We start from the raw sequence: 22,624 nt of genomic DNA, 5'->3' as shown, positions 1-22,624 counted from the left end.
CCATGTGCGAAGTCTGCGCGATCTTCGGCGCGGGAGAACACTGGAGCGACTTCGCCCGGCAGCGCGACGAGCGCTTCCCGTTCGAGGACATCCTGCACTATCGCGAGGAGCGCCGCCGGCGCGTCGCCATGCTGAATGCGCTGGTGCAGCCCCTCGGCCTCATCTGCGAGGATTGGGACGGGGAGGCGCTGGCGCTGACCGACGCGCGCGGCCGCACCAAGATCGCCCCGACCCTCGGAGACGTCTGGCCGGTGGCCGAAAGTCTCTCCGGCCGCAGCATCGATCCGCTCACCGAGGATTTCATCGCCCCGGTCGCCATCGCGGAGACGCCGGCCCATGGATGAACGTCTGCCCTTGATCGTCGTGACCGGCTTCCTCGGCTCGGGCAAGACGACGCTCATCCGCCGCTTCATCGAGACCCCGGAGGGCGGCGATTCCGGCCTCATGGTCAACGAGTTCGGCGAGGCGGGCGTCGATCATCGCCTGCTGGTGCATGCCAGCGAGGCGGTGGAGCTGATCGACGGCGGCTGCCTGTGCTGCGCGCGCCGCGCCGATGTGGCCAAGGCGATGCACGATCTGGTGCGCATGGCGAAGAACGGCTCCAGGGCCGGCGGCGGCCTGCGCCGCGCCATCCTCGAAACCTCAGGACTTGCCGATCCCGCTCCGGTCATTGCGACGCTCGCGCGCGACCCGTGGCTGAAGGCGCATGTGCGCCTCGCCTCCGTCGTGGCGGTGGTGGATGCGGTGGCGGGCCTGCGCAATCTGGAACACCGGCCGGAGGCGCGCCGTCAGGTGGCCATCGCCGATACGGTGGTGCTGACCAAAGGCGACATGCGCGCCGCCGTGCCGCCGGCACAACTCGCCGCGGCGGTGCGCGCCATCTCCCCCGATGCGCGCATCCTCGACGCGCAGGACGAGACGTTCCGCCTCGCCGACGTATTGGCGGGCCGCGACAGCCTGCATGCCCCGCCCTCCCCTTTCCTCGCCGACGCGCCGGAGCATGACTCGGAGGTCTCCTCCTTCACCCTCCCTTTGGAGGGCGCGCTGGACTGGCCGGCCTTCACGCTCTGGCTCTCCGCGCTGCTGCACGCGCACGGCGACCGCATCCTCAGGGTGAAGGGGCTTTTGCGGACCACATCGTCGGACCGGCCCCTCGCCATTCATGGGGTCCAGCACGTGATGCATCCGCCGACCCATCTGCCGGAGCGCGATGCCGGCCCCTCCTTCCTCGTCTTCATCGCCCGCGGCATCAGGAAGGCCGAAATCGAGCTCAGCCTCGCCCGCCTGCTGGAGCGCTGCGCGCCGTTCGCTGCACGCGAGGCGCGCACCGGGAGTCAGGACGGCAACCAGGCGCTGCTGCTGCCCCATTAGACCACGCGAGGCATCATCACCGGGTCTTCCCCCCCGCACGTCGCTGGCCGTTGCGACACCTAAAAACAGCTTGCGCATCAAGGCCAAGACGGTCGCCGAACTGCCCCACGGGAAGCTCCATCGTGCCGGCGAGAGTGGTTGACCAATCGAGCGGCAGGGTGAAGTTTGGACCGCAATCGCCTGCGATGCGCGGGCGGTTCGGCACCGGCCATCGGGCCGCTCGTCCGCCCTTCCGGCGGGACGGGGAAGCCCGGAGAACGCCGGACAAAAGCAGATCCCGGGGCAACCGGGCTGCCGGGAAGGGAAACGCGGAATGATCACAAGGCGTCAGGCGTTGCGCTCGGTCGGCGGCATGGCCCTCGGGGCCGGGGCCGGGCTCATGGCGGGGTCCCGTTTCGCGGCACTGGCTGCGGACACGATCACGCTTCCCTTTGGCAATGGCGAGCGCCCGCTCGTGGTCTATCCCGGCAAGCGCGCCCTGATCGGCCTGACCGCGCGGCCCCCGCAGCTCGAAACCCCGTTTTCCGTGTTCAACGAAGGCATCCTGACTCCGAACGACGCCTTCTTCGTGCGCTATCACCTGGCCGACATTCCCCTCGACATCGACCCCACCGCCTTCCGCGTGGAGGTCAAGGGCAAGGTCGCGACACCCCTTTCGCTTTCGCTGGACGATCTGAAGACCAAGTTCGACCCGGTGGAATTCGTCGCCGTGCATCAGTGCTCGGGCAACAGCCGGGGCTTCCTGGAGCCGCGCGTGGGCGGCGGACAGGCGGGCAACGGACTGATGGGCAATGCCCGCTGGAAGGGCGTGCCGCTGAAGGCCGTGCTCGAGAAGGCGGGCATCGCAAGCAGCGCCGTGGAAGTCGCCTTCAGCGGGCTCGATCGGCCCGCCATGCCGCAGACGCCGGGCTTCGCCAAGTCCCTCAAGCTCGATCACGCGCTCGATGGCGAGGTCATCCTCGCCTACCAGATGAACGGCGCCGATCTGCCCTGGCTGAACGGCTTCCCCCTGCGCCTCGTCGTGCCCGGCTATTTCGGAACCTACTGGGTCAAGCACCTCAGCCAGATCACGGTGCTCGACAAGCCGCTCGACAATTTCTGGATGGCGACGGCCTATCGCATTCCCGACAACGAATGCGCTTGCGTGCCCCCCGGCACGAAGCCGGAAAAGACCGTGCCGATCGGCCGCTTCGTCGTGCGGTCCTTCCTCACCAACGTCCTCGACGGGGCGAAGGTCGCGGCGGGCAAGCCCCTGCCGTTGCGCGGCATCGCCTTCGATGGCGGCTCGGGCATCGCGCGTGTCGAAGTCTCCGCCGATGGCGGCAAGTCCTTCGCGCCGGCGACGCTGGGCGAGGATCTCGGCAAATACTCGTTCCGCGAATGGCGGACGAGCGTGACCGTGCCGGCGGGGGAGCATGCGATCCTGGTGCGCGCCACCAACGTGCTCGGCAAGACCCAGCCCATGGAGCCGACCTGGAATCCCTCCGGCTATATGCGCAACGTCGTCGAAACCACCCGTATCGTGGCCGCGTGAGGGACATTCCGATGACCAACCATCTCAAGGCCCTCTCCGCCGCCATCGCCCTGGCCTGCGCCGGCACCTTCGCCGGCCTGGCGGTGGCGCAGCCCATGTCCTATGTGCTTCCGGAGGAGACCGCCGTCTTCAAGCCGGGTCCGGGGGTCGAGGCCGCCGAGAACAATTGTGCGGCCTGCCACTCGGCCGACTACATCCTCACCCAGCCGCCCAAGATGGGGCGGCCGTTCTGGGATGCGGAGGTGCACAAGATGATTTCCGCCTACGGCGCTCCGATCGACGAGAAGGACGCCAAGGCCATCGTCGACTATCTGGCGGCGACCTACTAGGCGAAGCTGCAGGCTGGCCGCATTACGCACCCGCCCGATCAGGGGGCGGGTGCGTAATGAGCTGCGTCGTCTGACGGCCTATTTCCCCGCCGGCGTGACACCCGGCGCCGGATGCTCGACGTCGCGGGTGGACGCCGCCTTCAACCACGCGTTCATCGACTCCAGCGAGACGGAGCCGTCCCCCAGATCGACGTCGATGGAGCCGATCTTCCCGGTGAACAGGGCCGGGACCTGATAGTCGGCATCATCCACCGGGGTGCCGGTGTCCTGGCCCACGTCGAAGGTCTCGTCCCAGGCGAAGGTGAAGGGCGTCGTGTGCGGCAGGGTCAGCTTCGCCGCTTCCGTCCCGTCCACGGTGAGCACGCCCGTCCCGCCATGTCCGAACGGGACCTCGCCCTGCTGGACCAGCGCGAAGTCGAACACCAGCGTGTGCCGGCCTGCGGCCAGCGCCTGCGCCGCCTGCCATTTGGGCCGCTTCAGATTGAGCAGGTTCATGGTGAAGGTCGGCTTGCCGTCCTTCAGATAGAGCCCCCATCCGGCGAAGCGGCCGCCCTGCGTGACCAGAACGCCGCTGCCGCCATCGGCCGGCACGGTGATGTCGGCGGTGATGCGGAAGGAGCGGTTGAGAATGCTCGGCGCCGCATTCGCCTGGGTGCAGCAGGAGGGGCCGGTATAGACGAAGTGGCTGCGGCCGGCGGCCGGGCCGGGACGCGGCGCGATCATGGCGGCGATGGAATTGTTCAGCGGGAAGACCTGGTTCCTCTGGCCCTCCATGATGAACAGCTCCTGCATCGCCTTGAGCTTGGCGGGCTCTGCCTTGGCGAGGTCGTGCAGTTGCGTCGGGTCGTCGGCGAGCTTGTACAGCTCCCAGGCATAGCCGTTCATCACATCCGACGGGCGGGCATCGGTGATCGTCGCCCACGGCGGCACCGGCGGGGTGGTGCTGGCGATCCAGCCATCATTGTAGATGGCGCGGTTGCCGAGGATCTCGAAATACTGCGTCTTCCGCGTGGAGGGCAGCGCCTTGTTCTGCGCCGGCAGCGTATAGGCCATGGACACGCCGTCCATGGGCCGCTGCGCGATGCCGTTGACGAAGTTGGGCTGAGGCACGCCCACGAGTTCGAGGATCGTCGGGGCGATGTCGATCACGTGGTGGAACTGCCCGCGGATGCCCCCGTGGTCCTTGATCTTCGCCGGCCACGAGATGGCCATGCCGTTGCGGGTGCCGCCGAAGTGCGAGGCCACCTGCTTGGTCCAGCGATAGGGCGTGTCGAAGGCCCAGGTCCAGCCCACCGCCATGTGGTTGTAGGTCTGGTCGGTGCCCCAGGCGTCGTACCAGGGCATCTGCTCCTCGGCGTTCAGCGCGACGCCGTTGAAATACATCACCTCGTTGGGCGTGCCGTTGACCGAGCCTTCCCCGCTCGACCCGTTGTCGCCGCTGATATAGATGATGAGCGTGTTGTCGAGCTGGCCGAGCCGCTTCACCTCCTCGATGACGCGCCCGATCTCATGATCGGTATAAGCGAGGTAGGCGGCATAGACATTGGCCTGCCGGATGAAGAGCTTCTTCTCCACGTCGGTCAGATCGTTCCAGCGCTTCAGCATGTCGGCCGGCCAGGCCGGCAGCTCCGCATTGGCGGGGATGACGCCGAGCTTCTTCTGGTTGGCGAAGATGCGGTCGCGCAGAGTTTCCCACCCCTCGTCGAACAGATGCATCTGCTCGATCTTCTCCACCCACGCCTTCGTCGGGTGGTGGGGCGCGTGGGTGCCACCGGGAGCGTAATGGATGAACCACGGCCGGGTCGGCGCGATCTCCACGTTCCGGCGGATATAGTCGATGGCGTCATCCGCCATGGCCGTGGTCAGGTTCCAGCCGGGATGACCGTCATAAGGATGGATCGGCGTGGTATTGCGGAACAGGTTGCCCGGCTGCCACTGGCTCGTGTCGCCGCCGACGAAGCCGTAGAAATAATCGAAGCCGAGGCCCCCCGGCCAGTTGGTGAACGGGCCGACGGTGCTCGCCTCCCATGGCGGCACGTTGTGGTTCTTGCCGAACCAGGCCGTGGCATAGCCGTTCTGCCTGAGGATGGCGCCGAGGGTGGCGGTCTCCGGCGGGATGATGGCGTTGTAGCCGGGATAGCCGCTGGAAAGCTCGCTGATGTCGCCGAAGCCGACCTGATGGTGGTTGCGGCCGGTCAGCAGCGCCGCGCGGGTGGGCGAGCACAAGGCGGTGGTGTGGAAGGTGGTATAGCGCAGGCCCTCGTTCGCCACCTCGTCCAGCGTCGGCGTAGGGATGACGCCGCCGAAAGTGGAGGGGGCCGCAAAGCCCACGTCATCGGTGAGAATGAGCAGGACGTTGGGCGCCGCTGCGGGCGGCATCACCTGCGGCGGCCAAGCCGGGGTGCTGTCGACGGTATCGGGCAGGATCCGGCCGACGAAGGGCGGGGACGGCGCCGGCAACTGAAGACCGGGCAGCGTCATGACCGCATCCGGCGCGCCCGGAACACCGCGGATGTCCTGAGCCCGGGACCCCGCTACCGGCACAATGGCGACTGCCACAGCAAGACATGGGAAAATGATCGAACGGAGCATCCGGCCCTCCCTTGCACGCATTTTGTTGATCTGCGTCGCGCGCGATTTTCGCGTGCAATATGCGCCTCCTTGAGAGCTGCCGCTTTGACTTTAGACAGTCCAGCCACGTCCATCCGCCCGGCTCAGGGGCGCGGACGGTTATTTTGGCGCATGGGGTATCATCTGGTGGGTTCGGCACGCGCCGCGCCGGGCAGCGACCGGCCCCGCCTGCGCTCCGACTCCCTTTGCTCCGGTGGCACGTGGGCAAGCCGCCCGGCCGCCAGATGCCAGTTGGGCACCTGCGGCTGAGGTCTTTCATGATCACGAAAATGAGGCCCGCACACGGGGCCGGCGCCATCAAGGCAAGCCGGGCGTCTGAGCCGCGGCTATCCGAGTACGGCGCGCCTCAGCCCTTCACCTGCGGGAAGAAATCGGTCGGCCCCATCTGACCGCCCTTCAGCACCAGTTCCAGCCCGTCATAGAGGGCGTCGTCCGACCATGCCCGGCACAGGGGGGCGCCGGGGGCGAGGCCGGCGACGATGTCCAGGGCGAAAATGTTGAGCGCCTCCATCACCTCGCCGGAACTATCGCCGCCCGCCACCATCACCCGCCGCACCGCGCCGCTCTCCACGATGCGGCGCATGATCTCCGCCAGCACCGTGCCCACCCGCCGCGCCGCATCGGCACGGGAGAGGCCGGCCGCGGCTGCGGTGGCGTCGAAGCCGGTGACGGCCGCATCATCCGGCCCCTCAGCGCTGTAGATGACGGGGCTCTGGCCGCGCGAGAGCGCATCCACGGCGGAAGCGACCGCGCGGGCGATTTCCGCCGGCCCGTCAGCCTCCGAGAGCGCGCGGGGCAGGTCCAGCCGCTCCGTGTGGAAGCCGGCGGCGCGGGCATGAGCCAGTTGCGCCGCCGTCACCGGCGAGCAACTGCCCGAGACCACGGCGATCTTCTCCACGGGCACGGCTTTGGGCAGGCCCGGCGTTTCCGGCAGCAGGCCGAGGCTGCGCCAATAGGCAGCGAGCGCATATTGCAGGCCGGAGGAGGAGGCGGAGAACAGGCCGTCTCCCCGATTCTCCCAGATGAGCCGTCCGGCCTCCACCAGCGTGGCCTCGTCCATCACGTCGATGAGCACCACGGGCGCGTCATCACCCCGCAGCGCCGCGCAGCGCGCTTGCGCCTTGCCGGAGCGGATCTCGGCGAGATCGATGAGGGCGATGCGCCGGTCCGTCTGGCGCGCGAGGTGGCGGGAGAGGTCCGCCTCGTCCATGGGCGTCACCGGATGGCGCGACATGGTGGGGTGGCGGTCGAGCCGGTAGGTGGTGCCGTTCCAGGTGACGAACAGGTTGCCGAACATCTGGTAGCGGCCAAGGCGCGGCACGCCCACCACCATGGGCGACCAGGCGCCGCCCATCTGCTTCACCCCGAGATCGATGGCGCGGCCGATGGAGCCCACATGCGGCGCGGAATCAAAGGTGGAGCACACCTTGTAGTGCAGCACAGGCGCGCCCAGCGCGGCGAGGCGGGCGAACAGGGGCGGCAGCTCCTTGTCCATCCACTCCGGCGAGCGCCCGCGCGAGGAGCCGGCAAGGCCGATGGCCCGGGCATGGGGAAAGCGCGCGCGCATGTCCTCGGTGGGCGGGCGCAGGAACAGCACCGAGGGCACGCCGGCCGCCGTGATCGCCTCCAGCGCATCGGTGGAGCCGGTGAAGTCGTCGCCATAATAGGCGAGGAGCAGGCCCTCCGGCAGCGCCGCCCCGGTCTTCGCCTCAGAGGTCATCGCCAGAAGCCGAGCGCGGTCTTCAGCGCAGTGTTGCGGCTCGCCTCGTCCTCGAGGCTCGCCCCCGCCATGGCCGCCCGCCAGGCCGCCCGGAGCGCTTCGACGCCCGCCGGCACCCCGGCGGGATGGCCGAAGATGCCACCGCCCGCCGTGTGGATGAGATCGGCGCAGCCGATGGCGGCATAGGTCTCCGCTGCCTGCCGTCCGGTCTGGCCGGAGGAGAAGACCGGCATGGCCTCCATGGGGGCATCGGCATTGATGGGCGACAGCACCGCGCGGGCGGCGGCGATGACGCTCTCATTGCTCTCGGAGAACTTGTTGTAGAGCCCGTTCACATGCAGGTGGTCCACCCCCGCCAGCCGCCACAGCTGCTGCCAGGGGGCATAGTCCCACCCCAGCGCCGGGGCGCGGTAAAGAGTGCCCCAGCCGGCGCGGTGGCCGTGCAACGGCAACTGGGCGTGGCGGGCGATCTCCCGCACCCCCACGAGGCCGATGGAATTGAGGCAGACCATCACGCAGGTGCCCCCCAGCTCCAGCACGAGGTCATGACGGCGGCGCATCTCATCCAGGTCGCCGGTGATGTTGAAGGCCACCATCACCTTGCGGCCCCGCCGGTCGGCGGCATCGTTCACCACCCGCATCACCGCACGCGCCCGCTCCTCGAACGGGCAGCGGCCGCCATCGGCCTGCAGTTCGTCGTCCTTGATGAAGTCGATGTCGCCGGCGATCAGCTCACGCACCTGCTGCGCCGTCTCCTCCGCCGTGAGGCCGATGGAGGGCTTGATGATGGTCCCGATGATGGGCCCCTCCGAGACACCGGCGAGGCGGCGGGTGCCGGAAATGCCGAACGCCGGACCCTTGAAAGCTGACGTGTACCCGAATGGCAGCTGAAGGCCGGTGATACGCAGCCCGGAAACCTGGTGTAACTCGAACAGATTGCCGGCGATGGTAGACATCAGGTTCGGCAAGGATGGGCCGAAATTCTCCACCGGCCAGGACAGTTCGAGCGTCGCCCGGGTATAGCGATCGGACGCCATGGCGCCCGGCAGGCTGGGCCGGTCCACCACATCAAGTATCTCGAGACGCTCGACTTTCGCCCCCGAGCGCTGCTTCAGCTCCGCCGTCTCGGTGGCCAGCGCCACGAAGGTGCCGCTCGACTGCTCCCCGGCGATGACCTCCGCCGTCCGCGCCGGGTCGCCCCCGGTCTCCATCCAGTAGGTGGCATGGACACGATCGCTCATCACACGGGTTCCCAAGGTCGTCTGTCAAGCGAGCCCAACCAATTGTCTTTGTTAAGGAATTGGTCGGACTCTCGGGGAAGCTGGCGCCGCTCAGGTGATGCGGCGGATGCTCTCGGCGATCTCGTCATTGTCCAGGCACTTGAGCCAGTCGTCCCGCATCAGCCGCGGCTTGCCGAACTGGATGGCCTTGTTGCAAGCATCTGAGAACATGCCCGGAATCTCTTTGAACGTCACCGCCGCAAGGATGTTCATGTGGCCCAGCAGGAAGTCCCGCGCGCACTCCGCCGGCACCCCCCGCCGCACCGTCTCGTCCATGGCTTCGCGCATGACATCGAGCAGGGTGGCGCAGATGGTCTCGGACAGGCCCGGCTCCAGGATCGCCATCTGTTCAACGGTCAGGCGATAGGAGCGCAGGATGGGGGCGTAGATGGCCTTCGCCACCGCCTCGCCCAGCGCGAACGCCTCGTCCGGCCCCTGCATCAGCGCGGAGGTGATGGACTGCTTCGCCGCGACGCCGCCGAAATAGTCGCGGCGGCCTTCCTCAGTGGTCTCGTCGTTGAAAATCAACGGATGGCAGGGGTGCGAGACGAAGTAGATGAGGTCCGGCCGCTCCGGCAGATGGCCGGCGAAGGGCGCTGCGGCGTCCAGCAGCATCACCATGGTGCCCGCCTTCAGCTTCGGCGAGATGGCGTGCGAGACCTTGCCGATGAGCGTATCCGGCACGGCGAGGATCACCACGTCGGCGCCGTCGAGGGCGGCATCCACCTCGATGCAGTCGACGCCCACCTCGTCCTTGAGCCGCTTGCGGCCGACCTCGCTGACCTCCACATGGGCCACGCGGAAGTCCGTCTTGGCGAGGTTCTTGGACAGGCGCACGCCCATCTTTCCGCCGGCGCCGAACAGCGCGATCTTCGCATCCATCATGTTTCTCCCGTCGTCTGCATCGGCGCCGGCGGGGCCGGCCCCTGCGTTTGTTCTGTGGGGCCCTCAGGCCGAGCGCGCCGGAGCCGCGGTGCCGTCGGCGACGCGATCACCCTGCCGCGCCACCACCAGGGTCAGCACGGCGGAGAGGAGCATGAAGCCGCCCACCAGCAGCATCGCCGCCTGGAAGGAGCCGGTGGTATCCTTCACCCATCCCGTGATGAAGGGTGCCGCAAAGCCGGCCGCGTTGCCCACCGTGTTGATGAGGGCGATGCCCGCCGCAGCGCCAGCGCCGGACAGGAAGCGGGCGGGGATGGCCCAGAAGTTCGGCAGCACCGAGAAGATGGCGCAGGCCGTGACCGTGATGACCGCCACCGTCGCCGCCGGCGAGCTCATGTAGAGCGCCACCGGGATGGACAGGGCGCCGACCAGAGCGGGCAGGCCCACGTGCCACGGCTTCACGCCGGTCTTCGCCGCCTGCCGGCTCCACAGCACCAGGGCGAACGCCGCGGGCAGATAGGGAATGGCGGTGATGTAGCCCTTCTGCATCACACTGAACTTGGAGCCGAACTGCGCCTCGAAGCCGGAAATGATCGTGGGCAGGAAGAAGGCCAGCGCATAGAGGCCGTAGATGAGGCCGAAATAGACGAACGAGAGCAGCCACACTCGCCCGTTTAGCAGCGCCCCGGAGGCGAGGATGTTGTGGGCCCCGGACTTGGCCTTTTCTTCCTTCGCCAGTTCGGTGGTCAGCCACGTGCGCTCGGCGGCGGTGAGCCACTTGGCGTCGGCCGGCTTGTCCACGAGGTAGAACCACGCAATCACGCCCACGGCGATGGCCGGCACGGCGACACCGAAGAACATGATGCGCCAGCCCGCGAGGCCCATCAGGCCATCGGCGCCGATCAGCGCCGAGGCGAACGGCGCACCGATGACGATGGTGAGCGGCTGCGCCACGTAGAACAGCGCCAGCACCTTGTTGCGGTGACGCGAGGGCACCCACAGGCTGAGATAGAGGATCGCGCCGGGGAAGAAGCCGGCCTCGGCAACGCCCAAGAGGAAGCGCAGGAAATAGAGGCCCTCCACGCTGCTCACCCAGGTGAACAGGAGGGCGACGATGCCCCAGGTGACCATGATGCGGGCGAGCCAGCGCCGCGCGCCGAACTTGTGGAGCGCGAGGTTGCTCGGCACTTCAAGGAGGATGTAGCCGAGGAAGAAGATGCCCGCGGCAAAGCCGAACTGCGCGGCGGTCAGGCCGAGGTCCTTCGTCATGCCATTGGGGCCGGCGAAGGACACGGCGGTTCGGTCGAGGAAGTTGATGAAGAACATCAGGCCGATGAACGGCGTCAACCGCCAGCAGACCTTGCTGATGGCCGACCGCTCGACGGCCGACACCTCGGGCTCAGGCATGGTTATCCTCCCAGATAAGGCAGATGAAGTGGCGTCTGCGCATTCTTGATTTTGGGCTCCCGGCCACGCGCGGCATGCCGAACGCGGGGAGCTGGACATAAGCCATTAGGCGCCCCGAGCCCTCGGGAACAATCGATTTGTTGTCCACTGGATGTGAGCTAAACTCACAACAAAGATGCTGCATTGCAGCGAACCGAGAGCATTCAGAGCATGTCCCAGCAGCCGAGCCAATCCTTGCCATCACTCGTGGCGCTGCGGGCTTTCGAGGCCACGGCCCGGCACCGGAGCATGAGCCGGGCGGCGGAGGAATTGTGCGTCACCCACGGCGCGGTGAGCCGGCATGTGAAGGCGCTTGAGGCGACCCTCGGCGTGCCGTTGCTGGCCCGCCGGGGGACCGCCACCGACCCGACACCCGAGGGACAGCGGCTCGCCGAGGGACTGACGACCGCGTTCGGGGTGATCCATGCGACGCTCGAGCGGGTGCGGCCGGGGCCGCTGACCCTCTCCTGCTCGGCCTCCATCATGCTGTGCTGGCTGATCCCGCGCATGGCCGGCTTCCACCGCCGCAATCCGGACGTACAGGTGGAGCTGAACATGAACTACGACAAGGTGGATTTCAGCCGCGACAACATCTCGCTGGCGATCCGATCCTCCACCATCCCCCCACCGCGCGACGCCATCATCCGGGAACTGGGCGCGGAGTGGATCGGCCCGGTCTGCGCGCCGGACTATCTCGCCGCCATGCCGCTGGTGACGCCGGACGATCTGGCGGGCGCGCACCTGCTCGCCACCAACACCCGGCCGGAGGCGTGGCGGGACTGGGCCGAGGTGACCGGCAATGGCGGCCTCACCCTAAAGGCGCAGCGCAGCTTCGATCATTTCTATCTGCTCATCCAGGCGGCGGCCTGCGGCCTCGGCGTTGCGGTGGTGCCGCACATGCTGGCGTTGAGCGAATTGCAATCCGGCCGGCTGGTGGCGCCGTTCGGCTTCACGCCCGGCGCGCGGCACCTGAGGCTATGGATCTCGCCGCAGGCGGCCATCCGCGCGGAATTGAAGGCGCTTGAAGCGTGGCTCGTAGGCGAGATGGCGACATTCGGCGCGGCGCCCCGGCCGGAAGCGCGCGGCGGGAACTGAGCTAGCCCGTAGCCAGGGTCACCGGCATCTTGATTGCAAAGGTCGCGCCTGTCCCCGTCTTTGCGGTGATGGCTCCCCCAAACTCGCCGAGCACCGCGCGGACCAGCCGCATGCCCAGTCCTGTGCCGCCCTCCGGACTGAAGCCTGCGGGCAGGCCGGCGCCATCATCGCTGACAACCAGTTCGATCCAGCGATCGTCGGCGGTGAGGACGACACGAACGTCGCCACGCGTGCCAGCGGCATAGGCGTGCTTGAAGGCGTTCGTGACCAGTTCCGACAGGAGCAGGCCGAGGTTCATCGCCTGGCTCGATTCGAGCGTCAGCTTGTCTGCGTGGACCCGGAGCGCATCCACATTCGCCGGACGATTGGCCGCCAGCGCAGCGCAAAGACCCTCCACGAAATCGCTGACCTCGACGAGGTCCGTACCCGAGCTTCTGTAGAGCTGCTCGTGCACCGCGGCGATGCCGCCGATGCGCTGCTGCGCATCTTCAAGGGCTTTCGCCGCCGACGCATCCGACAGCCGGCGCGCCTGCAGCCCCAGCATGGCGGCGACCAGCTGGAGCGAGTTCTTCACCCGGTGATCCGCTTCCCGCCTCAGGACGTCGTTGCGGGCCAGCAGGTCGTTTCGTTCCGACAGCAGTCGCGCGACTTCGATCCGCGCCGCGCGCTCGGCGTCGAGGCTCCGTCTCAGGCCAAGTTCCGTCGAGGCGTGCCGCGCCAACGACTGCAGAGCCAGTCGCTGGACAGGGGTGAGATCGCGGGGGCTGTGTCCGACGACGCACAGGGTTCCGGCGCCCTGCCCCTCCGACATTTCCAGCGGCACACCGGCGTAAGAGCGCAGGAAGGGCGCGCGGGTGACGCACGCAAGCGTGTTGAACCGCGGGTCCTGGGTCAGGTCCGGCACGATCAAGATGCCGCCCTGCTGGACGGCCTCGGCGAACAGAGCCATGTCGCTCGGCACCTCGTGCGGCGCGAAGCCGAAGCCGAGGCTTGTTCCCTGCGGATGATCATCGTCCACGAGCGTGAACACGGACATGGGCGCCTCGCACAGCAGGGCCGCCAGTCCAACGATCTGATCCAGTGCCGCCTCGCCCGGCGCAGCCATCCGGCCGCGCGGGACCGGCGTGGCCAGGCCATCTTCGAGGGAACGAGGAACGGACTGGTTCATGCGTGACGTTCCTTGGTCCCCGTCGATCCGCTCCCATTGGTGGGGGCAACGGAAAGCATCGGCTTTCCTGCCGATCAAACTAGGCTTTGGGGGACCACTGCCATAGAGCCGGCTGCATCAGTGCGAACTGATGCGCCTGCGCCCCTTCACCGCCTGGGGCGTGTGGGCGGAGATGCCTTTTTGCCCGGCGTGCCGGTGAAACCGCGCTCGCGTGCCCAGACCACCGCTGCCGTGCGGCTGTGGACGTCGGCCTTGCTGTAGATGCGGGCGATGTGGTTGCGGACCGTGTTGCGCGTCAGGCCCAGCTTCTTGACGATATCGGCATCCGCCAGTCCCTCGCACATGAAGCCGAGGATTTCCTGCTCCCGGGCCGTCAGATCGGCAAGACCCACCCGCGGCTTGTCCGAGCGCCGGGGGCGGCGCAGCTCGGCGAGCTTTTCGATGACGGTTCGGCTGAACCACGAAGTATCCTGCATCACGGCCTCGATGGCGGCGATGAGCTCCACTTCCGAGCGCCTGCGCTCCGTGATGTCCTGGATGACCGTCAGCAGGCAGTCCTGCCCGTGGATGGTGACCGTTTCCCCAGATATCAGGCAATCGAGGATATCCCCCGCCTTGGTGCGCAGCTGCACCTCGATGCTGCGGAAGCTTCCGCTCTCCGCGATCTTGCGCTCGATCTGGCGGCGGACGACCGCGCTGGTCCAGATCGGCAGTTCGGGACCGGATCGTCCCACGGCCTCTTCCTCGCTGTAGCCGAGCAGAGCGACGAACGCGGCGTTCACATCGAGCAGCCGAAGGTTTTCGCGCGTGGAGAGGGCGGTCGGCAGGGGCGTCATCCGAAACGCGGAGGCAAAGCGCTCTTCGCTCTGGCGGAGCGCATCTTCCGCCATCTTTCGCTCGGCCATGTCCATGAAGGTGAACAGCATGCAGCCTTCATCGCCAAGCTCGATGGGCTGCCCCGCGACAATGACGAAGCGGGAGCCGCCTTCGGCAACGCGAATGGTGGCCTCGGTCTGCGAAATGGTCCGTCCCTCGCGCAGGCAGGCGATGGCGGTCTCCTTGTTCGGCGCGCCCTCGAGAACGTCGAGCTCATAGACAGAGAGGCCGATCAGGTCCTCTCGCGCATAGCCGGTCATTTCCAGGAAGCCCTGGTTGACCTTCACATAGCGCAGATCGGACAGGCGGCAGATGATGGCGGGAGCCGGATTGGCGTTGAACGTCCGCTCAAAGCGCTCTTCGGCTGTGAAGCGATCGGTCAGGTCCTCGATCACCAGAACATGGGATTCCGCTTCGCCCTTGGTGTTGGAAAGGCTGCGGCCGCCAATCCGGCAGATGCGGCGCCAGCCATCGTCCGGGCTCTCGGCATTGGTGATTTCCACGACGAGGTTCTCGAACGGCTCTCCGGCGAGCAGCCGGTCGATAGGATACTGGCTGTCGGTCAGGAAGTGATTGTTGCGATATTTGAGCAGGTAGGTCTTGCGATACCCTGCCGCCGTGGTGCCGAGGCCGGCAAGCTCCGCCACATCATGCAGGGCGAGCGCACGCTCGTTCGCCCACACGATGCCATCGACCGGATCGATCAGCACGATCCCTTCGGCGAGCCCGGCGATGATCTGCTGAAGCTGGCGTCGATCGACCCGCTGGCGCAGGGCTGCCTCGTTGGGAACATCGGTGTCCATGGCGCTTCCCTGTGTGGCGAAAACGAGGTCCCCGGGGACCAGTTCGCCCGATCACAGCACGGAAAGCAAACGCGACGTGCGCGGATGCGCCGCATCCGGCCGCGGGGCACGGCCGGATGCAGAGGGGCGGATCTGGTCAGATCATTCCGCCGGCAAGCCGGACAAGGCCTGCAGGGCCCGCGTCTCGCCGGATCACTTCAGGGCGTCGCGGGCGGCATCCTTGGCGCCACCCACCGCATTCTGGACCTTGCCGGCGGACTTTTCGGCCTTGCCTTCGGCTTCGGTCTTGACGTCGCCCGTCACCTTGCCGGCGGCTTCCTTGATGGTGCCCTTCACCTGCTTGGCGGCACCAGCGACACGATCCTTATACATGGCAGCTCTCCTGTTATCGGCTCACCGCACGGCGACTGGACCTGATGTACAGATCGCCTCCGCGATCTTCAAATACATAGGCCGCGAGAGCGAGATTAAAAGATGCAGACACGCCAATTAAGCTGACGCATCTGCATCAATGCTCGACATACGATGCTCAAACTTGATCTCGGCAGCAATCTGCCCGCCGATCTATTTCATATATCTGGATTATTTACGGGATTGACGCGGGAACAAAACTGGCATCCGGCTGCTTTATATTCTGCTTTTTTCGCGTTCGGGAAAGGCGGTGCAATACTGCACGACGAAGGACACACCCCATGATCCGCGAAAAAACGCTGGAAGATCTGTTCCACGACACGCTCAAGGACATCTATTACGCCGAGCGGAAGATCCTGAAGACGCTTCCCAAGATGGCGCGCGCCGCCTCTTCGCCGGAGCTGAAGGCGGCGTTCGAGAAGCACAAGGACGAGACCGAAGGCCAGGTCGAACGCCTGCAGCAGGTCTTCGAGCTCATCGGCAAGCGCGCGCAGGGCAAAACCTGTGATGCCATCGAGGGCATCGTCGCCGAAGGCGAGGAGATCATCGAGAACTTCAAGGGTTCGCCGGCCATCGACGCAGGCCTCATCTCCTCGGCCCAGGCGGTCGAGCATTACGAGATCACCCGCTACGGCACGCTCAAGCGCTGGGCCGAGGTGCTCGGGCTGACCGATGTCGCCGCCCTGCTCCAGCATACGCTGGCCGAAGAGACCCAGACCGACAAGTCGCTGACCGCGCTCGCGGATAAGTCTGCCAACGCCATCGCCAAGGCCGCCTGATCCAGAGCGGCCACCGCGCTTATCGGCGGCCGCCTCGCTTTCCCACCACGTTCATTCAAGGAGACCACCCATGGGTCGAGGCATTCTACTGTGGCTGCTGGGGATTCCGATCCCGATCATCATTCTTCTCGCTCTGTTCATGCGATAGGGGGACCGCATGTCATCCACCTACGCACCACCGGTGCCTGCCATCGCGGCCGCCGTGGAGCCGTCCCCATCGGCGGTCAGCTGGGGCGCGATCTTCGCCGGCGCCCTGGCTGCCGCCACCCTCACCTTGACCCTGATGCTCCTCGGCTCGGGCTTGGGGCTGACCATGGCCTCGCCCTGGGCCGGCGAGAGCGCCAGCATCACCACCTTCGCCGTCTCCACGGTCATCTGGCTGGTGATCGTCCAGTGGCTTTCGGCGGGTTTCGGCGGCTATCTCACCGGACGGCTGCGAACCAAGCGGGTTGGCGTCCATAGCGATGAGACGTTCTTCCGGGATACGGCCCATGGCTTCATGGCTTGGGCGGTCGCCACGCTGCTGGTTGCCGGCCTGCTCGGTTCCGCCATGTCGTCAGCGGTGGGAACGGGCGTTCGTGCCGCGTCCAACGTCGCTTCCGGTGCGGCCATGGGCGCGTCCGCCGGTGCCGCTGCCAATGCGGGATCGGGCAGCGCAACCGACGCCGTCTCCTACTTCGTCGACACGCTGTTCCGCCCGGCCGATCCGGCCAGGCTGGCGGCTCCCGAAGGCGAAGGTGACGCGGCCGCGGTGGCACAGGCGTCGCGCATCCTGACGGCGAGTGCGGCGGCAGGCGAAGTCTCCGCGGCAGACCGGGCCTATCTCGGCCAGCTCGTGGCCGCGCGCACCGGCCTCTCCCCGGCCGAAGCGACCGAGCGGGTGAATGCCGTGCTGGCGCAGGCCGAGGCGGCGAAGGTGAAGGCGCAGAAGGCGGCCGACACCGCCCGCAAGGCCGGAGCCTTGTTCGCGCTTCTCGGTGCCCTGTCTCTGCTGGTCGGCGCATTCGTCGCCGGTGTCGCCGCCGCCATGGGTGGGCGGCAGAGGGATGACGACGAGGCGCTGTATCTCGGCATGTCGCGCTGAGTGCCGGGCATCGGCGGGGCTTTCAGCCCCGCCGATGCCCTTCTTTGAACTAGAGCCTCAGAGCTTCACGCTCCCCTCCCGCGCCCACAGGCGCAGCTTCCGGCAGCTCTCGATGAAGCCGGGGACGGCGGAGGCGCCCTCCAGGGCAATCATTCCCTCATCCGCATCAGGCGCGACGCCAGCCTTGGCGAGGAGCGGCACGGCACCGGTCGTGAAGCCGATGAACTTGCAGTGGGCGAATGCGTCCGCCACGAAGTCGCGCGCCGCCGCCTCGCCCGTCAATCGCTCGGCCCCCTCCTCCGACAGCAGCAGCACCACGGCATCGAACAGCACGGAAGGACCGCCATCGATCATGTGATGGGCGGGAAGCCGGCTGCCATCCGAGGCCTCGACGCCCCCGACCTTGGGCGCGACCAGTTCCATCATTGCCCCTTCCTTCTCCACCGCAGCCCGCAGCTTCTTCAGCAGGCCCGCGTCGCAGCCGTTGCTGACGAGCGCCCCCACCTTGCGGCCGGTGAAGCTCTCCGGGCCGTTCAGGATGATGCTGAGGGCCGGAGACGCCGGCAGGTCATCGCGGGGCGACACAGCCGCATCGGCGGGCTTTGGCAGGGGATCCATGCCGAGCTTGTCGGCCACAGCGGCCCCCAGCGCCTCGTCGATCACCAGAAGGTGCGCGACCATCCGCTCCCGGATGGGCACCGCCTCGACCTTGCTGAGCTCGAAGGTCAGCGCCATGGCGATGTGCTTCTGCTCCGGCACGGTCTGGCTGTTGAAGAACTGCCGGGCCTGGCTGTAGTGGTCGGCGAAGCTCTCGGCGCGCTGGCGCACCTTCGGTCCGTCAACCTCTTCGCGAAACGACCGGAAGCCTCGGACAGGGTCCTCGCGCGGCCCCTCGCCCCGCGAATTAGGTTCATAGTTCGTGCGCCCGACGGGATTTCGCATCGCCATGTGCCCGTCCTGCTGGAAATGGGCGAACGGGCATTTGGGGGCGTTGATGGGGATGTGCGTGAAGTTCGGGCTGCCGAGGCGTTTGAGCTGGGTGTCCAGATAGGAAAAGTTGCGGCCCTGAAGCAACGGATCGTTGGAAAAATCGATGCCCGGCGGCACGTTCTGCGTCATGAAGGCGACCTGCTCGGTCTCGGCGAAGAAGTTCTCCGGCATCCGGTCCAGCACCAGCCGGCCGACGGGGACCGGCTTGATGAGCTCCTCCGGAATGAGCTTGGTCGGGTCGAGCACGTCGAAATCGAAACTATCCGCGAAGTCCTGGTCGAACAGCTGCACGCACAGCTCCCACTCCGGAAAATTGCCGGACTGGATGGCCTCCCACAGGTCGCGGCGGTGGAAATCGGGATCGGCGCCGTTGATCTTCACCGCCTCGTTCCAGACGACGGACTGCAGGCCGAGCTTGGGCTTCCAGATGAACTTGACGAAGGTGGATTCGTCCTTGGCATTCAGCAGCCGGAAGGTGTGGACGCCGAAGCCCTCCATGAAGCGGAACGAGCGCGGAATGGCCCGGTCGGACATGACCCACATGATCATATGCATGGATTCCGGGGTCAGCGAAATGAAGTCCCAGAAATTGTCGTGCGCCGATTGAGCCTGGGGAAAGCCGCGGTCAGGCTCGGGCTTCACGGCGTGAATGATGTCCGGAAACTTGATCGCATCCTGGATGAAGAAGACCGGGATATTGTTGCCGACGAGATCCCAATTGCCTTCCTTGGTGTAGATCTTGACCGCGAAGCCTCGCACGTCACGGGCGAGATCGAAGGAGCCCTTGGAGCCGGCGACGGTAGAGAAGCGCACGAAGGCCGGCGTCTTTTCGCCCGCGCGCTGGAAGAGGTCGGCGCGGGTGTAGTCCGCAAGCGACTCGTAGGTTTCGAAGAAACCGTGGGCGCCGTAGCCGCGGGCATGGACGACCCGCTCGGGAATGCGCTCGTGATCGAAATGGAAGATCTTCTCGCGGAAGTGAAAGTCCTCGAGCAGGGCGGGACCGCGAGAGCCAATCCTGAGGGTGTTCTGATCATCAGCGACGGGACCGCCCTGGGCGGTGGTGAGCACAGGGATGTCGCCGCCCGCCAGCTGGTGAAGCTCGCCGCCCGCCCCACGCTGAAGCTTCTGGTCATGGACAGTCGCCGGCTTGCCAGAGGACAAGCCCGATTTTTTAGCCATTGGATTTCCTTCGCGAAAGTATTTCGCGCGCGAGCGCTCAATTCAATGCGAGGGATTTCGCTAAGTTCCCAAAATTCGGGTTGTGCCCGCCTATAAATACAGGAACCGCGCGTGGTGGTGGGCGTTCGTTGAAAGCTGCTATATTTCTCGTTTGGCGGGTTATCGAGCATGCCATCACGGAGTGCTCATCATGTCGTCACGCCCCACCAACACCCAAATATATCTTGCTGCCGGAGTGGCCGCCACGGTGGCCGCCGTTGTCGCCAACGCGCTGATTGCGCGCAAGACCGAGCGCAACAATCCGCCGAACGGCAAGTTCATCGAGGTGGACGGGGTGCGGCTTCATTATGTGGAGCGCGGGACTGGCCAGCCGCTCGTGCTGCTGCATGGGAACGGGGTTTCGATCGATGACCTTGAGTCCAGCGGCCTCCTGGATCTGGCGGCGAACCACCACCGTGTGATCGCGTTCGACCGTCCCGGGTTCGGCCACAGCTCCCGTCCGCGCGCCACCATCTGGACAGCGGAAGCGCAGGCCGCGCTATTCCACAAGGCGCTGCTCCAGCTCGGCGTGCCGCGCTTTCTCCTGTTCGGCCACTCATGGGGTGCCTGCGTCGCGGTCAGGCTGGCTGCTGACTACCCGCAGGCGGTTGCCGGTCTCGTCCTCGCTTCCGGCTATTACTACCCCGGCTTCCGGGCTGACGCGCTTGCGATGGGGGCTCCTGCGGTGCCGGGCTTCGGCGATGTGCTGCGCTATACGGTGTCGCCGCTCCTCGGCTGGCTGATGTGGCCCAAGATGCTGCGCACCCTGTTCGGGCCGGCGGCAGTTCCTGCCAAATTCGGCGCCTTCCCGCGCGACATGGCTCTGCGCCCGTCGCAGCTGCGGGCCTCGGCCGCCGAGGCGATGCTGATGATTCCGGCCGCCTACGGTGCCAGCGAGAAGTATGGCGATCTCAGAATGCCCGTGGCCATCGTGGCCGGCGAGGGCGACCGCATCGTGGATATCGACGACCAGTCGAGCCGGCTTCACGACGATATTCCGGGCAGTACGTTCCGGCGGATCAAGGGCGGCGGGCACATGGTGCACCAGACCGCCACGGGCGAAGTCATGTCCGCCATCGATGATGTGGAGCGGGAAATCGCGACGCGGATGTGAAGCCTGCGTCGCCGCACCCGTTCCATCCAACACCCCCGCCGCTCTCCGCGTCCCGTTTGGGCGCGGAGAGCGGCGGGGTAAAACTTTTGGTCAGCGCCGAGGTATCTGCCCCCCTGCACGCCCGCGCTCCGCGCGGCCGTGGCTGCTCTCCACAAAGAAGCGCAGCATCTCCCGGCTCGCGTCCGGCCCCTTCGGATCGGTGAAGGATCCCGCCGGGCTGCCGCCGGACCAGGCATGGCCGGCGCCGTGGAGCACCCAGTTCTCCAGCACCGCATGCCCCGCGGCATCGCTGTGGACTTCCCTTGTGTAGGCCACGCCGCCCGGAGACTGGCCGGATGTGACCGTCGTCCCGAGCTTCATTTCCCCCTGCGCCTGCGCGGCCGCCTGCGCCACCACCTGCATGCCGTTCACCGGATGGACCGTCCTGTCGCCGTCGCCGTGAAAGACGATGGTGGGCACGACGGTGCCATCGCTCCGGCATGGCGCCGGACTTCCGCCCTGGCGCATCGCCGCGAAAGCGGACGGCATGTCGCGAGCTGCGCCGCATGCCAGCCCGGAATGCACCCCGATGGCGCGGAACAGATCGGGATAGGTCGCGCCCATGATCGCAGCCGTCGCGCCCCCGGCGGACAGGCCGGCGGCGAATACCCGGTCCGGGTCGACCGGGAACTCGTCCATGATCTGGCGCGTGATGCCTGCGATCAGAGAGGGCTCGCCCCGGTCGCGCTTCTGGTCGCTCGCATTGAACCAGTTCCAGCAGCCGGAGGCGTTCGCGTCGTGGCTTTGTGCGGGATAGGCGACGATGAAGCCGTGCTCCTCCGCCAGTTCGTTCATACGCGTGCCGGCCGCGAAATCGTCCGGGGACTGGGTGCAGCCGTGCAGCATCACCACCAGCGGCACGGCCTCGTCCGCCAGGCTCTGGGGCACGTAAAGCTTGTAGGATCGACGGCCGGCCTCATTGGCGAAACTACGCTCCTCGAAGCGCGCGCCTTCAGGCACCGGCGCCTGTGTGCCCACGCGGGGTCCCCTCGCCTTGACGCGGGCGGAGGGGCCGGCGTCGAGGACCAGATCAAGCATTCCGTCCAACCAGGAGGCGGGCCGGGCGGTGCCGTGGTCGACAAGGACGGGGGCAGACGTCTTGGTGGCTGCGGGCGCAGTCCAGGCGCCGCCGGTTTCCGGCGAAGGCGGGACGAGATCGACGGTCTGTGAGCCCGCGTCCGCATCGGCAGGGCGATCGGTGTCAGGGGCGCCGGAAAGGCCGTCACGCAGCACGCTCATGGCTTCTTCCAGTCGGCCCTGACGGGTGAGGCGTGTGGCTTCCAGCACGTCGATCTTGAATTGTCTGGCCATTTCGTACGGCTCCGTAAGTTCATTCTGAGAAAGCGCAGGAGCCGGCCCTGCGGTGAAAGGCTTGAAACGGCCAGCATTGGCGGTTCAGGTCGTCAGCTGGTCCGATCGGCCAGTGCCGCCTTGACGCCCGCGCTGGCCTGGAGAGCCCCGAGAATCTGAAGAGAGGCGATGGTGGACCGCGCCAGCTCAGGCGAGACATCCTCCTCGATGACCGCCATGCCGAGCACATGGATATGCAGCATCTCGCCGGAATTGTGTGCCGCCTCCAGGTCCTTGCGACTATAACGCCGCAGACCGAGGTCCAGCTGATGCCGGCTCAGCGATTTTTTCAGGGCCTCATCATGGCGGTCGATCTGATTGCGAATGGCGGTGCGGATGAAATCGGTACGGTTGGAGTAAAACCCTTCGCGCACCAGAAGGTCCACTTGACCCAGGTCCACATAGCCGAGGTTGATGGTGATCTTCTCGCTCTCCGCCTGCCGCGGCCTTAGCTCCTGCACCTTCTGGGCCATTTTTCCATCCCTAAACCATCTGTGTGGATGG

General features: G+C 66.8%; 19 protein-coding genes. 8 read left to right on the top strand and 11 right to left on the bottom strand.

The window, feature by feature from the left end:
- Positions 1–2 precede the first annotated feature (2 nt).
- The 4 genes from D7006_RS04735 (at position 3) to D7006_RS04720 (ending at position 3,234) form a co-directional block, all read left to right on the top strand.
- Entirely contained in the window at positions 3–344 is a 342-nt protein-coding gene (locus D7006_RS04735) for a hypothetical protein (protein WP_237355738.1), read from the top strand.
- Positions 337–1,371, top strand: coding sequence for a GTP-binding protein (locus tag D7006_RS04730; RefSeq protein WP_237355737.1), 1,035 nt, complete (start codon positions 337–339; stop codon positions 1,369–1,371). The genes D7006_RS04735 and D7006_RS04730 overlap by 8 nt, the downstream gene beginning before the upstream one ends.
- Before the next feature lie 313 nt (positions 1,372–1,684).
- Positions 1,685–2,905: a molybdopterin-dependent oxidoreductase gene (locus D7006_RS04725; RefSeq protein ID WP_169124493.1), complete on the top strand. Its 1,221-nt coding sequence runs from the start codon at positions 1,685–1,687 to the stop codon at positions 2,903–2,905.
- 11 nt (positions 2,906–2,916) lie between these two features.
- Positions 2,917–3,234, top strand: a complete 318-nt coding sequence (locus D7006_RS04720) for a cytochrome c (protein WP_237355736.1) — start codon at positions 2,917–2,919, stop codon at positions 3,232–3,234.
- Positions 3,235–3,312: 78 nt separating this feature from the next.
- Here the strand turns inward: D7006_RS04720 and D7006_RS04715 are convergent, their stop codons facing one another.
- The 5 genes from D7006_RS04715 to D7006_RS04695 all read right to left on the bottom strand — a co-directional run bounded on the left by D7006_RS04715 (position 3,313) and on the right by D7006_RS04695 (position 11,154).
- Complete coding sequence (locus tag D7006_RS04715; RefSeq protein ID WP_371745037.1) at positions 3,313–5,826, bottom strand: arylsulfatase; 2,514 nt, start codon at positions 5,824–5,826, stop codon at positions 3,313–3,315.
- A 385-nt stretch (positions 5,827–6,211) separates the two neighbouring features.
- Positions 6,212–7,585, bottom strand: a complete 1,374-nt coding sequence (oiaK, locus tag D7006_RS04710; protein WP_237355734.1) for a 3-oxo-isoapionate kinase OiaK — start codon at positions 7,583–7,585, stop codon at positions 6,212–6,214.
- Positions 7,582–8,826, bottom strand: a complete 1,245-nt coding sequence (locus D7006_RS04705; protein WP_237355733.1) for a ribulose-bisphosphate carboxylase large subunit family protein — start codon at positions 8,824–8,826, stop codon at positions 7,582–7,584. The genes oiaK and D7006_RS04705 overlap by 4 nt, the downstream gene beginning before the upstream one ends.
- A gap of 90 nt (positions 8,827–8,916) precedes the next feature.
- Positions 8,917–9,747: a phosphogluconate dehydrogenase C-terminal domain-containing protein gene (locus D7006_RS04700; RefSeq protein WP_237356852.1), complete on the bottom strand. Its 831-nt coding sequence runs from the start codon at positions 9,745–9,747 to the stop codon at positions 8,917–8,919.
- Between the two features lie 66 nt (positions 9,748–9,813).
- Complete coding sequence (locus D7006_RS04695; RefSeq protein ID WP_237355732.1) at positions 9,814–11,154, bottom strand: MFS transporter; 1,341 nt, start codon at positions 11,152–11,154, stop codon at positions 9,814–9,816.
- Positions 11,155–11,388: 234 nt separating this feature from the next.
- Here D7006_RS04695 and D7006_RS04690 point away from each other — a divergent pair, with 234 nt between their 5' ends.
- Positions 11,389–12,288, top strand: coding sequence for a LysR substrate-binding domain-containing protein (locus tag D7006_RS04690; RefSeq protein WP_237355731.1), 900 nt, complete (start codon positions 11,389–11,391; stop codon positions 12,286–12,288).
- A gap of 1 nt (position 12,289) precedes the next feature.
- Here D7006_RS04690 and D7006_RS04685 read toward each other — a convergent pair whose 3' ends face one another.
- The 3 genes from D7006_RS04685 to D7006_RS04675 form a co-directional block, all read right to left on the bottom strand.
- Positions 12,290–13,456, bottom strand: coding sequence for a histidine kinase dimerization/phosphoacceptor domain -containing protein (locus D7006_RS04685; protein WP_237355730.1), 1,167 nt, complete (start codon positions 13,454–13,456; stop codon positions 12,290–12,292).
- Between the two features lie 146 nt (positions 13,457–13,602).
- Entirely contained in the window at positions 13,603–15,135 is a 1,533-nt protein-coding gene (locus D7006_RS04680) for a helix-turn-helix transcriptional regulator (RefSeq protein WP_237355729.1), read from the bottom strand.
- 192 nt (positions 15,136–15,327) lie between these two features.
- On the bottom strand, positions 15,328–15,507 hold the full coding sequence (locus D7006_RS04675) for a CsbD family protein (RefSeq protein ID WP_237355728.1): 180 nt from the start codon (positions 15,505–15,507) through the stop codon (positions 15,328–15,330).
- Between the two features lie 320 nt (positions 15,508–15,827).
- Between D7006_RS04675 and D7006_RS04670 the strand changes: the two genes are divergently transcribed.
- Both D7006_RS04670 and D7006_RS04665 read left to right on the top strand, forming a co-directional pair.
- Positions 15,828–16,325, top strand: coding sequence for a ferritin-like domain-containing protein (locus D7006_RS04670; RefSeq protein ID WP_237355727.1), 498 nt, complete (start codon positions 15,828–15,830; stop codon positions 16,323–16,325).
- A gap of 157 nt (positions 16,326–16,482) precedes the next feature.
- The gene (locus D7006_RS04665) at positions 16,483–17,409 is read left to right on the top strand and encodes a hypothetical protein (RefSeq protein ID WP_237355726.1); all 927 of its coding nucleotides are present in this window, start codon (positions 16,483–16,485) and stop codon (positions 17,407–17,409) included.
- Positions 17,410–17,466: 57 nt separating this feature from the next.
- Here the strand turns inward: D7006_RS04665 and D7006_RS04660 are convergent, their stop codons facing one another.
- Positions 17,467–19,578 (bottom strand): catalase, encoded by a 2,112-nt coding sequence (locus D7006_RS04660; protein ID WP_237355725.1) that lies wholly within the window; start codon positions 19,576–19,578, stop codon positions 17,467–17,469.
- A gap of 190 nt (positions 19,579–19,768) precedes the next feature.
- On the opposite strand from D7006_RS04660, the gene D7006_RS04655 reads away from it, so the two are divergent.
- Positions 19,769–20,731 carry an alpha/beta fold hydrolase gene (locus D7006_RS04655; protein ID WP_237355724.1) on the top strand — a complete coding sequence of 321 codons (963 nt, stop codon included), beginning with the start codon at positions 19,769–19,771 and terminating at the stop codon, positions 20,729–20,731.
- A gap of 90 nt (positions 20,732–20,821) precedes the next feature.
- On the opposite strand, the gene D7006_RS04650 is transcribed toward D7006_RS04655, so the two are convergent.
- Together D7006_RS04650 and D7006_RS04645 are read right to left on the bottom strand one after the other, a co-directional pair.
- On the bottom strand, positions 20,822–22,081 hold the full coding sequence (locus tag D7006_RS04650; RefSeq protein ID WP_237355723.1) for a PHB depolymerase family esterase: 1,260 nt from the start codon (positions 22,079–22,081) through the stop codon (positions 20,822–20,824).
- Positions 22,082–22,173: 92 nt separating this feature from the next.
- Entirely contained in the window at positions 22,174–22,593 is a 420-nt protein-coding gene (locus D7006_RS04645) for a CopG family transcriptional regulator (protein ID WP_237355722.1), read from the bottom strand.
- Between the last annotated feature and the right edge of the window lie 31 nt (positions 22,594–22,624).

Origin of the sequence: Xanthobacter sp. YC-JY1 (genome assembly GCF_021730305.1) — a bacterium.
Taxonomy (GTDB): Bacteria; Pseudomonadota; Alphaproteobacteria; order Rhizobiales; family Xanthobacteraceae; genus Xanthobacter; species Xanthobacter flavus.
The sequence above is the reverse complement of the archived record's forward strand: the minus strand, read 5'-3'. Positions and strand labels throughout refer to the sequence as shown.

Excerpts from the sequence above, each read along its gene's own strand:
- D7006_RS04735 (WP_237355738.1), top strand. The coding sequence starts at position 3 with ATGTGCGAAGTCTGCGCGATCTTCGGCGCGGGAGAACACTGGAGCGAC.
- D7006_RS04730 (WP_237355737.1), top strand. The coding sequence starts at position 337 with ATGGATGAACGTCTGCCCTTGATCGTCGTGACCGGCTTCCTCGGCTCG.
- D7006_RS04725 (WP_169124493.1), top strand. The coding sequence starts at position 1,685 with ATGATCACAAGGCGTCAGGCGTTGCGCTCGGTCGGCGGCATGGCCCTC.
- D7006_RS04720 (WP_237355736.1), top strand. The coding sequence starts at position 2,917 with ATGACCAACCATCTCAAGGCCCTCTCCGCCGCCATCGCCCTGGCCTGC.
- D7006_RS04715 (WP_371745037.1), bottom strand. The coding sequence starts at position 5,826 with ATGCTCCGTTCGATCATTTTCCCATGTCTTGCTGTGGCAGTCGCCATT.
- oiaK (WP_237355734.1), bottom strand. The coding sequence starts at position 7,585 with ATGACCTCTGAGGCGAAGACCGGGGCGGCGCTGCCGGAGGGCCTGCTC.
- D7006_RS04705 (WP_237355733.1), bottom strand. The coding sequence starts at position 8,826 with ATGAGCGATCGTGTCCATGCCACCTACTGGATGGAGACCGGGGGCGAC.
- D7006_RS04700 (WP_237356852.1), bottom strand. The coding sequence starts at position 9,747 with ATGGATGCGAAGATCGCGCTGTTCGGCGCCGGCGGAAAGATGGGCGTG.
- D7006_RS04695 (WP_237355732.1), bottom strand. The coding sequence starts at position 11,154 with ATGCCTGAGCCCGAGGTGTCGGCCGTCGAGCGGTCGGCCATCAGCAAG.
- D7006_RS04685 (WP_237355730.1), bottom strand. The coding sequence starts at position 13,456 with ATGAACCAGTCCGTTCCTCGTTCCCTCGAAGATGGCCTGGCCACGCCG.
- D7006_RS04680 (WP_237355729.1), bottom strand. The coding sequence starts at position 15,135 with ATGGACACCGATGTTCCCAACGAGGCAGCCCTGCGCCAGCGGGTCGAT.
- D7006_RS04675 (WP_237355728.1), bottom strand. The coding sequence starts at position 15,507 with ATGTATAAGGATCGTGTCGCTGGTGCCGCCAAGCAGGTGAAGGGCACC.
- D7006_RS04670 (WP_237355727.1), top strand. The coding sequence starts at position 15,828 with ATGATCCGCGAAAAAACGCTGGAAGATCTGTTCCACGACACGCTCAAG.
- D7006_RS04665 (WP_237355726.1), top strand. The coding sequence starts at position 16,483 with ATGTCATCCACCTACGCACCACCGGTGCCTGCCATCGCGGCCGCCGTG.
- D7006_RS04660 (WP_237355725.1), bottom strand. The coding sequence starts at position 19,578 with ATGGCTAAAAAATCGGGCTTGTCCTCTGGCAAGCCGGCGACTGTCCAT.
- D7006_RS04655 (WP_237355724.1), top strand. The coding sequence starts at position 19,769 with ATGTCGTCACGCCCCACCAACACCCAAATATATCTTGCTGCCGGAGTG.
- D7006_RS04650 (WP_237355723.1), bottom strand. The coding sequence starts at position 22,081 with ATGGCCAGACAATTCAAGATCGACGTGCTGGAAGCCACACGCCTCACC.
- D7006_RS04645 (WP_237355722.1), bottom strand. The coding sequence starts at position 22,593 with ATGGCCCAGAAGGTGCAGGAGCTAAGGCCGCGGCAGGCGGAGAGCGAG.